This is a genomic window from Mesorhizobium sp. M0598 (assembly GCF_040320865.1).
In the GTDB taxonomy this organism is placed as follows: Bacteria; Pseudomonadota; Alphaproteobacteria; order Rhizobiales; family Rhizobiaceae; genus Mesorhizobium.
The window spans coordinates 40,429-54,088 of record NZ_JAMYQL010000014.1 but is presented as its reverse complement, the minus strand read 5'-3'; the positions used below and the strand labels follow the sequence as shown (position 1 = coordinate 54,088).

11 protein-coding genes are annotated in these 13,660 nt (G+C 62.8%); 5 read left to right on the top strand and 6 right to left on the bottom strand.

Features of this window, described 5'->3' with window-relative positions:
- Positions 1 to 8: 8 nt before the first annotated feature.
- The 6 genes from NKI59_RS18675 to NKI59_RS18650 form a co-directional block, all read right to left on the bottom strand.
- On the bottom strand, positions 9 to 1,028 hold the full coding sequence (locus NKI59_RS18675) for an LLM class flavin-dependent oxidoreductase (protein ID WP_352591513.1): 1,020 nt from the start codon (positions 1,026 to 1,028) through the stop codon (positions 9 to 11).
- 154 nt (positions 1,029 to 1,182) lie between these two features.
- On the bottom strand, positions 1,183 to 1,389 hold the full coding sequence (locus NKI59_RS18670) for a hypothetical protein (protein ID WP_352591516.1): 207 nt from the start codon (positions 1,387 to 1,389) through the stop codon (positions 1,183 to 1,185).
- 18 nt (positions 1,390 to 1,407) lie between these two features.
- On the bottom strand, positions 1,408 to 2,550 hold the full coding sequence (locus tag NKI59_RS18665; RefSeq protein WP_352705923.1) for a DegT/DnrJ/EryC1/StrS family aminotransferase: 1,143 nt from the start codon (positions 2,548 to 2,550) through the stop codon (positions 1,408 to 1,410).
- A gap of 253 nt (positions 2,551 to 2,803) precedes the next feature.
- Positions 2,804 to 3,727, bottom strand: a complete 924-nt coding sequence (locus NKI59_RS18660; RefSeq protein WP_352591522.1) for a carbohydrate kinase family protein — start codon at positions 3,725 to 3,727, stop codon at positions 2,804 to 2,806.
- Positions 3,724 to 4,170 carry an RbsD/FucU family protein gene (locus NKI59_RS18655; protein ID WP_352591525.1) on the bottom strand — a complete coding sequence of 149 codons (447 nt, stop codon included), beginning with the start codon at positions 4,168 to 4,170 and terminating at the stop codon, positions 3,724 to 3,726. Before NKI59_RS18655 ends, NKI59_RS18660 begins: the two co-directional genes overlap by 4 nt.
- 2 nt (positions 4,171 to 4,172) lie before the next feature.
- Positions 4,173 to 5,402 carry an ROK family transcriptional regulator gene (locus NKI59_RS18650; RefSeq protein WP_352591528.1) on the bottom strand — a complete coding sequence of 410 codons (1,230 nt, stop codon included), beginning with the start codon at positions 5,400 to 5,402 and terminating at the stop codon, positions 4,173 to 4,175.
- A 267-nt stretch (positions 5,403 to 5,669) separates the two neighbouring features.
- Between NKI59_RS18650 and NKI59_RS18645 the strand changes: the two genes are divergently transcribed.
- From NKI59_RS18645 to glgB, 5 genes are all read left to right on the top strand, one after another.
- A complete protein-coding gene (locus tag NKI59_RS18645; protein WP_502896960.1) occupies positions 5,670 to 6,647 on the top strand; it encodes a sugar ABC transporter substrate-binding protein in 978 nt (325 codons plus the stop codon).
- Positions 6,648 to 6,801: 154 nt separating this feature from the next.
- Positions 6,802 to 7,863 carry an ABC transporter permease gene (locus NKI59_RS18640; protein ID WP_292653631.1) on the top strand — a complete coding sequence of 354 codons (1,062 nt, stop codon included), beginning with the start codon at positions 6,802 to 6,804 and terminating at the stop codon, positions 7,861 to 7,863.
- A 2-nt stretch (positions 7,864 to 7,865) separates the two neighbouring features.
- Positions 7,866 to 8,648, top strand: a complete 783-nt coding sequence (locus tag NKI59_RS18635; protein ID WP_352470952.1) for an ATP-binding cassette domain-containing protein — start codon at positions 7,866 to 7,868, stop codon at positions 8,646 to 8,648.
- A gap of 174 nt (positions 8,649 to 8,822) precedes the next feature.
- Positions 8,823 to 11,291: a glycogen/starch/alpha-glucan phosphorylase gene (locus tag NKI59_RS18630; protein WP_352705920.1), complete on the top strand. Its 2,469-nt coding sequence runs from the start codon at positions 8,823 to 8,825 to the stop codon at positions 11,289 to 11,291.
- A gap of 146 nt (positions 11,292 to 11,437) precedes the next feature.
- Complete coding sequence (glgB, locus tag NKI59_RS18625; RefSeq protein WP_352692674.1) at positions 11,438 to 13,651, top strand: 1,4-alpha-glucan branching protein GlgB; 2,214 nt, start codon at positions 11,438 to 11,440, stop codon at positions 13,649 to 13,651.
- Positions 13,652 to 13,660 lie beyond the last annotated feature (9 nt).

The window sequence follows — 13,660 nt, the reverse complement described above, 5'->3', positions numbered from 1 at the left end:
GTCGCGCGTCAGCGCCAGCCCAAGCCAGGGGCGACATGGGTCAGGATCGCCTCGATGACATGGGCATTGTAGTCGACGCCGAGCTGGTTGGGGACGGTAAGCAGCAGCGTATCGGCCTCGGCGATGGCTTCGTCGCCCTTTAGCTGCTCGATCAGGACGTCCGGTTCGGCGGCATAGGAGCGGCCGAACACCGCGCGTCTGTCTGCCTCGATGTAACCGAAATGATCTCCGCTCTGGTTGCCGCCGAAATAGGCCCGGTCGCGATCGTCGACCAGCGCAAAAATGCTCCGGCTCACCGACACCCGCGGCTCGCGCGTGTGTCCGGCCGCCTTCCAGGCCTCACGAAAAGCCCTGATCTGTTCGGCCTGCTGGATGTGAAACGGCTTTCCGCCTTCGTCGAATTTGAGCGTGGAACTCTGCAGGTTCATCCCCAGCTTCGCCGCCCATTCGGCGGTGGCGTTTGTGGCGGCGCCCCACCAGATGCGCTCGCGCAGGCCCTCCGAGTGCGGCTCGACGCGAAGCAGGCCAGGCGGGTTGGGAAACATCGGCCGCGGGTTGGGCTGCGCAAAGCCTTTGCCCAGCAACACTTCGAGCAGCACTCCGGTGTGTCTGCGGGCCATGTCGGCATCGCTCTCGCCCTCTTGCGGGGCGTAGCCGAAGTAGCGCCATCCCTCGATCACCTGCTCCGGCGAGCCGCGGCTGATGCCCAGCTGCAGACGCCCTCCGGCGATTAGGTCGGCGGCGCCGGCGTCCTCGGCCATGTAGAGCGGGTTCTCATAGCGCATGTCGATCACCGCCGTGCCGATCTCGATTCGGCTGGTCTTCGCCCCAACCGCTGCCAGCAGCGGGAAGGGCGAGGCGAGCTGGCGCGCGAAGTGATGCACGCGGAAATACGCGCCGTCCGCACCCAATTCCTCGGCCGCGACGGCCAGCTCGACGGACTGCAAAAGCGCGTCGGCTGCCGTCCGCGTCTGCGATTGCGGCGAGGGCGTCCAATGCCCGAACGAGAGGAAACCAATCTTCTTCATGAAAATAGCCAGCCTAGAGGGAAAACAGGTGCAGACTATGCTTCGGCGCAGAGCAAAGCATCCCGAAATCGGAACCGACCGCCCCAGTTTGAGGTGAACGGTCCGTTGTTGATCAGCGATGCCGTCAATGGCGAGCCTGTTGCCGGCGCCGCATCTAGGAAGGTGCCGCGAACGCGAGCACTATCGCGATGAGGATCAACAGCGGCCCCATCCATTTAAAATGGGTTCCAAAGTTGGTCCACCATGCCTGCTGTTGGCCCGGGCGAGCTTGAGAGGGGTCCGAGAAAAATCCGAAGCCGACGCCAGCCATCCACAACCCGGCGCAGAACATGATGAACTCGTCGATGTATTCCGCGACCACGCTTCGAAACTTTCGAATTTATGCCGCCGCTACATGCGCCGAATTCGAGCCGATATAGTTACGGATCGTTTCGATGATCCGGTCCTGGTCAGCCTCGCTCAGATAGGGATGCATCGGCAGGCACAGGATGCGCTTCGGCAGCTCTTCCGAAACGGCAAGGCCGGTCGGCGTGCGCGGATAATCGCGATAGGCAATCTGGCTGTGCAGCGGTTTCACATAGTAGATGACCGACGGAATGCCCTTTTCACCGAGATGTGCCTTGAGCCCGTCGCGTTTCGGCGTTTCGATGGCGTATTGCGCCCAGGCCGAGCGGCCGCCGTCCAGATTGCGCGCTGCCTTGACGATATCGCCGAGACCTTCGGCATAGCGATTGGCGACCGCTTGCCGCACCACCATCTCGTCTTCGAGAATGGCCAGCTTCTCTATCAGGATCGCCGCCTGCAGCGTGTCGAGCCGTGAATTGATGCCGACGCGGACATTGTCGTATTGCGTTTCGCCCTTTCCGTGAAAGGCGAACGAGCGCAGCTGTTCGGCCAGCGCATCGTCATTGGTGAACATCGCACCGCCGTCGCCATAGCAGCCGAGCGGCTTTGCCGGATAGAAGCTGGTCGAGCCGACGGTGCCGAACGAGCCGCACATCTTGCCGTGAGCCGAGCCGCCGGTCGCCTGCGCCGCATCCTCGATGACCATCAGGCCTTCGCGATCGGCGATGGCCATGATCGCCTCGTAATCGGCGGCGAGGCCGAACAGGTCGACGGGAATGATTGCCTTCGGCCTCAGCCGGCCCTCCGCCTTGATCATGGCGATTGCCGCCTCGAGGCTGGCGATGTCGATATTGTAGCTGTCGGCATCGACATCGACGAACACCGGTTCGGCCTTGGTCAGCGCCACCACTTCGGCCGTGGCGGCGAAGGTGAAGCTCGGCACGAACACCGCGTCGCCCGGGCCGATGCCGGCGGCAAACAGCGGCAGCAGCAGCGCATCGGTGCCGTTGGCGCAAGCGACCACATGCTTGGTGCCGATATAGGCGGCGAGCTTGTTTTCGAGTTCGGTGACCTGAGGTCCGAGAATATAGCGGCCTTCGTCGACAACCCGGTCGATTGCGGCTTTCAGCCTGTCGCGGATGCGTTCGCGCTGCGCGCCAAGATCGATAAACTGCATGTCGGCCTCAAACGGTTTTAGCCAGATAACCGGCCGCTGGTAGCAGACTTGGCACGGCCGAGAAAGCCGCAGGGCAAAACCCTGAATTGCTCAAGTGTCGCAGCCTGTTACCTCTGATTTCCGATCTGCCCTCTTAAACGCGGGGAAATCCGGGCTTCGGCCGGCCTGATACGGGCTTCGCATCCCGCCCGCCAGGCTGGACGAAACATAAAGTGATCGCCGGTGAGCAGTCCATGGGCTGCGCACCAGCCGGTCAAGCGAGTTCATGCCGCCATGGCGGATTGGCGCCGGCCCGCGATACCGTCACCGCCGCGGCCTTGGCGCCGAGCGTCAGCGCCTTTTGGATGGCGCCTTCCGGCAAACTGGAGATTGCCGTCTTCGAGAGCAGACCCTGTTCGTGCAAGGAGGCAAGAATGCCGGCATTGAATGTGTCGCCGGCGCCGACCGTATCGACCACCTCGATCTTGTCCGGCACGACGGTGACCCGGTGCTGGCTGCTGTAACCGACCGCGCCCTCGCTGCCGTGGGTGACGACGATCAGCTTCGGACCGCGGTCCAGCCAGTTGCGGACTACGTCCTCATGCGAGCCGGCTTCGCCGAACCAGTTCAGATCCTCGTCCGACAGTTTCACGATGTCGGCCATCGCCATCATGTTGCGGATGCGCCTGAGGTGCTTGGCCTTGTCGGGAATGAAGTTTGGCCGGATGTTGGGGTCGAGCATCATCACGCGGCGCTCATGCTCGCGTCGCATGAACTCTTCATAGGCCGACCCGGCCGGCTCCGAGATCAGGCTGATGGCGCCGAACAGCATGGCCTCGATCTCGCTGCCGAGTTCCGGCAAGTCCTCGATGGTCAGCATGCGCCCGGCGGTGTTCTCGTCGTAGAAGGTGTAGGTCGCCTGGCCGTTGTTGAGCCGCACGAAGGCGAGAGTAGTCGGACGCGGCGAGGTGTGCGCATAGGTGGAACTGACCTTGCTGGCCCCCAGCGCCTCCCTGAACTGCCCGCCGAACAGATCGGACGACAGGCCGGAGAAGAAGCCGGCCGGCGCTCCGAGCCGGCCGAGCGCAATGGCCGAGTTGAAGACGGCACCGCCGACATAGGGCGCAAAGGCCGGCTCGCCCTCCGTCGTGGTGCGCGGCAGCATGTCGATCAGGGCTTCGCCGCAGCAGAGAATCATGAAGTTTTGCTTTCCGGCGGATAGATCACGCCCTTGCGAATGATGATGTTGGCATAAAGCCGCGGCTCGCTTGTCGCGACGATCGCGTGCGCGGCCTTGACCCGTGCATAGAAGTCGGCGCCGGCAAGCGCAACCACCGTGCGGCCCGGCGCACGCCTGGCGCAGATCGCTTCCATCTCATGGTGAACCGGATCGGCTAGCAGGGGATCGCCTTTGGCCGAGGCGCGAAACAGCGCGTGCGGCACGGCGTCGTCGACCGGCAATACGCTCAATACCGCATCGAGCACGGGGACGAGATGATGACCGTCGGCGCGGATCAACCGTTGTGCCTGTTGCTCGGCCGGGTAGTTGCCGTCGACCAGCGCGATCTCGTCGCCATGGCCCATTGCGCGCAATATCGCCAGAAGCTCCGGGCCGAGCAGCGCCGGGATGCCGATCAGCATGCTCAGAAGCTCCGGGAAATCGTGGTCGAGCCGATGAGGAAGCGCTCCGATAGCGGCAGGCTGGCACCACCCAGCGCCCGCGCATGGATGCCGACCGTTCCCTCGCGAACGGTCGGAAGCCGCAGGCCTTCGCCGTCGATCCTGCCGATTGCCTGGATGACCGCATCAACAAGCCGCCTGCGCACGGCAAGCGGCATCCATCCGTCGATCACCGCGGCTTCGAAATCGATGACGGAGGACGCCGCAACAATGGCATAGGCGAGCGCCTGCGAGGCGCTTGCGATCCAGTCGTCGAGCTCGGCGCCGATCTCGCCCCAGTCCTGCGGCGAGGTCCACAGATGCGACGCCTCGACGCCACGCGCGTTGAGCGCCTTTTCCAGCGTGGCGATCGAGGCCACGTCGATCAATTGCGTCGGCTTGCCGTCCGGCCCGGGCACCGGCATCGAGCCCAGCGCGCCGGCATTGCCGGTTGGGCCGCCAAAAAGCCGGCCGTTCAGCACGATGCCGCCGCCGGCAAAGGCGCCGATGTAGAAATAGACGAAATCGCGCGCCGCACCCGCCGCCTGGCCGAACACGAGCTCCGCGCCGCAGGCCGAGGTGGCATCGTTCTGCAGATAGACTGGAAATTCGCATTGCGCCTGGATGTCGGCGCGAATATCGCGATGGCGCCATTCGTCCATTATTTCGAGCGGCGCGCCGGCGGTGTCGGCCCAGTTCCACAGTTCGAACGGCATGGCGATGCCAAGCCCGGCGATGCGTTTGTCCTGCGCCGGGGTGAGTTCGCCGCGCATCTTCTTCATGCCGCTCGTGACGAATTCCACCGTCTCGCGCGGCGCCGGATAGCGGTAGGAATGCTGCAGCATCGAGCGTACGTTGCCGAGGAAATCGATCAGCACCAGTTCGGCGCTGCGGCGGCCGATCTTCAGGCCGATGAAATAGGCGCCGTCGGGATTGAGCGCCATGGGTATGGAAGGCTGGCCGATCTTGCCGCGCAACGGCGCCTGGCGGACGAGCAGGTCGTCCTCCTCCAGCTCGCGCATTATGACCGAGACCGTCTGCGCCGAAAGGCCCGTCATGCGCGCAATGTCGGATTTGGCCAGGCTGCCGTGCTGACGCACCAGCGACAGCACCAGCCGCTCATTGTGGTCCCGCATGCCGCTTTGATTGGTGCCGCGGTGCAGACGGCTTTCGGCCGCATCGGGCGAACCGTGCCTCGTAATGCCGGTCTCCACCCTGTTCCTCCCGTCGGTTCCCCTCAATGCTTTTGGTCTAGAGTGAGTGAACAATCCTGCGTTGTCAATAATAAATAAGAGTGATTTAATTATTGACAGTGCTGGCGGACTGGTGTCTCTTGCGATCGGCGTCGACACTGGGAGATTTCGTCGGACGCGCTGCAGATGCCGGTTGGCCGGCATCCTAAATGGTTCCATGGGAGGAAAATCGTGACCACGTCAAAACTGTTGAAATCCACCGTGTTTGCCGCGGCCGGACTGAGCCTGATGGCCTTTGCGTCGACGGCATCGGCCGCCGGGGTCGGCGCCTGCTTGATCACCAAGACCGACACCAATCCCTTCTTCGTCAAGATGAAGGAAGGTGCGACGGCCAAGGCCAAGGAGCTTGGCGTCGATCTCAAGACTTACGCGGGCAAGATCGACGGCGACAGCGAGAGCCAGGTGGCTGCAATCGAGAGCTGTATCGCCGACGGCGCCAAGGGTATCCTCATCACCGCGTCCGACACCAAGGGCATCGTGCCGACCGTGAAGAAAGCGCGGGACGCCGGGCTGTTGGTGATCGCGCTCGACACCCCGCTTGATCCGATCGATGCGGCTGACGCGACCTTCGCGACCGACAATCTGGAAGCCGGCAAGCTGATCGGCGCATGGGCCGCCGCGACGCTTGGCGACAAGGCCAAGGATGCCAAGATCGGCTTCCTCGACCTGACGCCGTCGCAGCCCACGGTGGATGTGCTGCGCGACCAGGGTTTCATGACGGGCTACGGCATAGACGTGAAGGACCCCAACAAGATCGGCGACGAGGACGATCCGCGCATCGTTGGCCACGACGTGACGAACGGCAATGAAGAGGGTGGTCGCAAGGCGATGGAGAACCTTCTGCAGAAGGATAACACCATCAACGTCATCCACACCATCAACGAGCCCGCAGCTGTCGGCGCCTACCAGGCGCTCAAGGCCGTCGGTCTCGAAAGCCAGGTGCTGATCGTCTCGGTCGACGGTGGCTGCCCCGGCGTGAAATCGGTGGCCGAAGGCGTGATCGGCGCTACCTCGCAGCAATATCCGCTCCAAATGGCGGCGCTCGGCATCGAGGCGATCGCCACTTTCGCCAAGGACGGGACGAAGCCGAAGCCGACCGAAGGCAAGAACTTCTTCGATACCGGCGTCAACCTAGTCACCGACAAGCCCGCCAACGGTGTGAAGTCCATCGACACCAAGGAAGGCCTCGCCAAGTGCTGGGGCTGAGCCTGGCCTGACCGGCAACAGATCGCGGTCGGCCGGGGCTTGATCCCCGGCCGCTCCGGGTGGACGATGTGCCGATCTAAACGCAAATAGTGCCGGCGGCAGACCGGAAGGCGTGGATGGCGTCGGCGGTTGGCCGAAGCCCAGGGGAGGAAACATGGCTCAAGCACAAGAATTCGAAAAAGTTCTATCGAGCAGCGACACAAGCGTCGCCGCGTTCGACGAGCATAAATCGGCCGTCAAGCGTGCCCAGCATTTCCTGCATTCCACGCCGGCAGCGGTGCCGCTCATCGTGCTGGTTCTGGCGATCATTATTTTTGGCATCACCATCGGCGGGCGTTTTTTTTCATCCTATACGCTGACGCTGATCCTTCAGCAGATCGCGATTGTCGGCATTCTGGGCGCCGCGCAGACGCTGGTGATCCTGACCGCCGGCATCGACCTGTCGATTGGCGTGATCATGGTGATTTCGGCTGTGATCATGGGCAATTGCGCGGTCAGCTACGGTATGCCGGCCGTGCTCGCGGTGGCGATCGGGCTTCTCGCCGGTGGCGCATGCGGCCTGCTCAACGGTGTGCTGGTCGCCTACATGAAGCTGCCGCCCTTCATCGTGACGCTCGGCACCTGGAACATCGTCATGGCCACCAATTTCATCTATTCGGCCAATGAGACGATCCGCGACACCGACGTCGACGTCCAGGCGCCTCTGCTGCACCTGTTTGCCCTCAGCTTTAAGGTCGGCACGGCCGTGTTGACGCTTGGCGTCATTGCCATGGTCGTTCTCGTGTTGGTCCTCTGGTACGTGCTCAACCACACCGCGTGGGGCCGCCATGTCTACGCGGTCGGCGACGATCAGGAGGCTGCGAAACTGTCGGGCATCCAGACGAAGAAGGTGCTGATGACCGTCTATGCCCTTGCCGGGCTGATCGCCGCCTTCGCAGCCTGGGTCTCCATCGGCCGCAATGGCTCGATCTCTCCTTCCGCCGCGGTCACCGACTACAATCTTCAGGCCATCACCGCGACGGTGATCGGCGGTATTTCTCTGTTCGGCGGGCGCGGCTCGATCCTCGGCACGCTGTTCGGCGCCATGATCGTCGGCGTCGTCTCGATGGGCCTCAACATGCTGGGCGCCGACCCGCAGTGGAAGGTGCTGCTCACCGGCGTGCTGATCATCGGCGCCGTGGCGATCGATCAATGGATCAGAAAGGTTTCGGCATAGCCATGACCCAGGAACCCATCCTCATCGCGCGCGGTCTGGTCAAGCGCTATGGCCGCGTCACCGCCCTCGACAACGCCGATTTCGACCTCTATCCGGGCGAAATCCTTGCCGTCATTGGCGACAACGGCGCCGGCAAGTCGTCGCTTATCAAGGCGATTTCCGGCGCGGTCGTGCCCGACGAAGGTGAGATACGACTTGAAGGCAAGCCCGTTGCGTTCAAGTCGCCGATGGAGGCCCGGGAGGCCGGCATCGAGACGGTCTATCAGAACCTGGCTCTGTCGCCGGCGCTGTCTATCGCCGACAACATGTTCCTCGGCCGGGAGATCCGCAAGCCGGGGTTCCTCGGCGAATGGCTGCGCATGCTCGACCGCCCGGCGATGGAAAAGCGCGCCCGCGACAAGCTCACGGAGCTTGGCCTGATGACCATCCAGAACATCAGCCAGGCCGTGGAAACGCTTTCCGGCGGCCAGCGTCAGGGCGTGGCGGTGGCGCGCGCCGCCGCCTTTGGCAGCCGGGTGGTGATCATGGATGAGCCGACGGCCGCGCTCGGCGTCAAGGAGAGCCGCCGCGTCCTCGAACTGATCCTCGACGTGAAGAAGCGAGGCCTGCCGATCGTGCTGATTTCACACAACATGCCGCATGTTTTCGAGGTGGCGGACCGCATCCACATTCACCGGCTCGGCCGTCGCCTGTGCGTCATCGATCCGAAGCAGTATACGATGTCCGACGCGGTCGCCTTCATGACCGGCGCCAAGGTGCCGCCGGAAGCGGCGCTGGCGGCTTGAGCAAGAACTTGAGGCCCATCGCCGAGGGCCCAAACGCGCTGTTTCCAAATGCCAAATTGCCGCAGGGCAACCCGGCTTGCGATCACCCGAATCGATTGAACATCCGGTGGGATGCACTAGCATTGGCAGAGATGGTGAAAGCCGCATGATCCTGGCAACGTCACGAGAGGCAGCATGACGCGCGCGATGACAACCGAAGCTCCTCTGCCCACGCTCAAAAACCCGGATCCCAAGACGCTCGCCGAGGAAGTCTTGCAAGCCCTCAAATACAGGGTCGGCAAGGGCACCAACGTTGCAACCCAGTACGATTGGCTCACCGCCTCAATCAAGGTTGTACGCGACCGCATAGTCGATCACTGGATGCAGGCGACCCAAGAGGCCTACGCCCAGCAGGAAAAGCGCGTCTACTACCTGTCACTGGAATTCCTCATCGGCCGCCTGATGCGCGATGCCTTCTCCAATCTCGGCCTGATGGACAATATGCGCGAGGCGCTGTCGTCGCTTGGCGTCGACCTCGACATCATTGCTACGCTCGAACCGGACGCTGCCCTTGGCAATGGCGGTCTGGGCCGGCTCGCCGCCTGCTTCATGGAAAGCATGGCGACCGTCAATATCCCCGCGCATGGCTACGGCATCCGCTACGCCAACGGCATGTTTCGGCAGGAGATCCATGACGGCTGGCAGGTGGAGCTGCCCGAGACATGGCTCGATCACGGCAATCCCTGGGAGTTCGAGCGCCGCGAACGCTCCTTCGAGGTCGGCTTCGGCGGCTCGGTGGAATCGGTCACGTCGAACGACGGCCGGCTCGAGCGCCACGTCTGGAAGCCGACCGAACATGTTCTGGCAGTCGCCTATGATACGCCGGTTGTCGGCTGGCGGGCCAACCGCGTCAACACGCTGCGTCTGTGGTCCGGCATGCCGGTCGACCCGATCCTGCTCGACAAATTCAACGCCGGCGATCACATCGGCGCGCTCGCCGAAAGCAACAAGGCCGATGCGTTGTCGCGCGTCCTTTACCCGGCCGATTCCCACAAGGCCGGCCAGGAGCTGCGGCTCAGGCAGGAGTATTTCTTCTCCACCGCCTCGCTGCAGGACATCGTCCAGCGTCATCTCAGCCAGTATGGCGACCTGCAATCGCTGCCCGACAAAGCGGCGATCCATCTCAACGACACCCATCCGGCGATCGCCGTAGCCGAGCTGATGCGCCTGTTGATGGATGTCCACGGCATGGATTTCGACCAGGCCTGGAGCATCACCAAGCGCACCTTCGGCTACACCAACCACACGCTGCTTCCCGAAGCGCTGGAAAGCTGGCCGGTGCCGCTGTTCGAGCGGCTGTTGCCGCGCCACATGCAGATCGTCTACGCCATCAACGCCGAAGTGCTGCTCGAGGCGCGCGCCTCCGACCAGTTCTCGGACGAGCAGATCAGCCGCATCTCGCTGATCCAGGAAAATGGCGATCGCCGCGTGCGCATGGGCAATCTGGCCTTTGTCGGCTCGCACTCGATCAACGGCGTCTCTGCCCTGCACACGGAATTGATGAAGGAGACGGTGTTTGCCGACCTCCACAGGCTCTACCCGGATCGCATCAACAACAAGACCAACGGGATCACACCGCGGCGCTGGCTGATACAGTGCAATCCCGGCCTCACTGCACTCACCCGAGAGGCGATTGGCGACGGCTTCCTCGAGGACATCGACGAGATAAAGCGGCTTGATCCTTTCGCTGAGGACGCCGCCTTCCGCGACAAGTTCGCCGCCGTCAAACGGGCGAACAAGGCGAGGCTTGCCAAGCTCGTTGCCGACCGGCTCGGCATCAAGGTCGACCCATCGGCGCTGTTCGACATCCAGGTCAAGCGCATCCACGAATACAAGCGCCAGCTCTTGAACATTCTCGAAGCGGTCGCGCTTTACGACCAGATCCGCTCGCATCCGGAGCGCGACTGGATGCCTCGCGTCAAATTCTTCGGCGGCAAGGCGGCGCCCAGCTATCACAACGCCAAGCTGATCATCAAACTTGCCAATGACGTCGCCCGGGTCATCAACCGCGACCCGGCGGTGCGCGGCTTGCTGAAAGTGGTGTTCGTGCCGAACTACAATGTCAGCCTTGCCGAGATCATGATTCCGGCCGCCGATCTTTCGGAGCAGATATCGACCGCCGGCATGGAAGCGTCCGGCACCGGCAACATGAAGTTCGCGCTGAACGGCGCGCTGACCATCGGCACGCTCGACGGCGCCAATGTCGAGATCAAGGAATGCGTGGGCGACGACAATATCTTCATCTTCGGCCTGACCACCGATGAGGTCGCCGAGCGACGCAACAATGGTTACGATCCGCGCGCTGTGATCGAGGGATCGCCTGAATTGGCGCAGGCGCTGGCCGCGGTTTCATCCGGAGTCTTTTCACCTGACGATCCGGACCGTTATCGCGACCTGATCAACGGTCTTTACCAGAGCGACTGGTTCATGGTCGCCGCGGATTTCGATGCCTACGCCGCCACCCAGCGCGACGTCGATGCCGTCTGGCGCAACAGCCCGGACTGGTACGCCAGAGCCATCCGCAATGTCGCGCGCGTCGGCTGGTTCTCGTCCGATCGAACGATCCGCCAATATGCGAAAGACATATGGCACGTGCCCGCCTGATATGATTGCATGAGGCCACGAACAATGTGGTCCTAGTGGAGTGGATTTGACCCTCGCATCCCTTGGAGGGTTAGGCGGCATGCGAATGTCGAATTCAAAACTCCACTAGAAACATACACTTGGTGCCCGGGGAGGGTCACTGCCTGATGAGCAAGCCGCGCGCGACCGTTGCGACAAGCGGGCCGGACGGACTGGCGCCAGCCGGCGATGTCGCGGCGATTGTCGCCGGCACGCACGGCGATCCGTTTGCCGTGCTTGGCGTGCATGAGGCGGGAAAGGGCTTTGTCGCCCGCTGCTTCGTCCCTCATGCCGAGTTCGTCACCGCCTATACGCTGACCGGCAAGAAGGCCGGCGAGCTGTCGAGACGCGACGACCGCGGTTTCTTCGAAGGCAAACTGTCGCTGCGCAAACGCCAGCCGCTGCGCTATCACGCCAGGAATTCCGGCGGTGACTGGTGGCTGACCGATCCATATTCCTTCGGTCCCGTGCTCGGCCCGATGGACGATTATTACATCGCCGAAGGGTCGCATCTCAGGCTGTTCGACAAGCTCGGCGCCCATCTCATCGACCATGAAGGTGCATCGGGTGTGCATTTTGCGGTGTGGGCGCCCAATGCAAGGCGCGTCTCGGTGGTCGGCGACTTCAACGAGTGGGACGGCCGCAGGCATACCATGCGCGTCCGCCGCGACACCGGCATCTGGGAGCTGTTCATTCCCGACATCGGCGCAGGCCGCCCATATAAGTATGAAATCATCGGGCCGGATGGCGTGAGATTGCCGCTCAAAGCCGATCCGTTCGCCTTCAAGTCCGAACTGCGCCCGGCCACCGCCTCGGTGACGGCACTGCCGCCGGCGCATGAATGGGGTGACGAGGCGCACCGGAACTACTGGCGCAATGCCGACCACAGGCGCGAGGCCGTATCGATCTACGAGGTCCATGCCGGGTCATGGCGGCTTCACGACGACGGCAGCTTCCTGTCGTGGGATGAGCTCGCCGACAGGCTGATCCCTTACGTGGTCGAGACCGGTTTTACCCACATCGAATTCATGCCGATCTCCGAACACCCTTATGACCCGTCCTGGGGCTACCAGACGACGGGTCTTTATGCGCCGACTGCCCGCTTTGGCGATCCGGACGGTTTTGCCCGCTTCGTCGACGGCGCCCACCGTGCAGGCATCGGCGTCATCCTCGACTGGGTGCCGGCGCATTTCCCGGTTGACGAACACGGTCTGGCAAAGTTCGACGGTACCGCGCTCTACGAACATGCCGATCCGCGCAAGGGCTTCCATCCCGACTGGAACACCGCGATCTATAATTTTGGGCGCCGCGAAGTGATTTCGTTCCTGGTCAACAATGCGCTGTTCTGGGCCGAGAAATATCACGTCGACGGACTGCGCGTCGATGCGGTCGCCTCGATGCTTTATCTCGATTATTCTCGCAAGGCCGGTGAATGGATTCCCAACGAGAAGGGCGGGCGGGAGAACCTCGAAGCGGTCAGCTTCCTGCAGCGTATGAACAAGGAGGTCTACGGCCACCATCCAGGTGTGATGACCATCGCCGAGGAATCGACCTCGTGGCCGAAAGTCTCGCAGCCGGTGCATGAAGGCGGACTGGGCTTCGGTTTTAAATGGAACATGGGCTTCATGCATGACACTTTGGAGTATTTCTCCAAGGAGCCGATCTTCCGCAAGCATCACCACAACGACATCACCTTCGGTCTGGTCTACGCCTTCAGCGAGAATTTCGTGCTGCCGCTGTCCCATGACGAAGTGGTGCACGGCAAGGGCACGCTGCTCAACAAGATGGCCGGCGACGACTGGCAGAAATTCGCGACGCTGCGCGCCTATTACGCGTTCATGTGGGGTTATCCCGGCAAGAAGCTGTTGTTCATGGGCCAGGAGTTCGCACAGCGCCGCGAGTGGAGCGAGGGGCGGGCGCTCGACTGGAACCTGCTCGATTTCCGGCTCCACCGCGGCGTCTGGCAGACGGTGCGCGATCTCAACTATCTCTACCGCTCGCGCCCCGCGCTGCATGCCCGCGACTGCGAGCCGGAGGGCTTTTCCTGGCTGATCGTCGACGACAGCGCGAACTCAGTATTTGCCTGGCTGCGCAGCGCGCCGGGCGGCAACCCGATCGCGGTCATTTCCAACTTCACGCCGGTGCCGCGCGACAATTACCGCGTGCCGTTGCCGCACGCCGGAAAATGGCGCGAGATCATCAACACCGATGCCACGGATTATGGCGGTTCCGGCAAGGGCAATAGCGGCGGCGTCGAGGCTCAGGCGGAAGGAGGAGGCATTTCGGCGACGATGCTTTTGCCGCCGCTGTCGACGATCATGCTCGAATTCGTCCCGGACTGAGCTATGTCT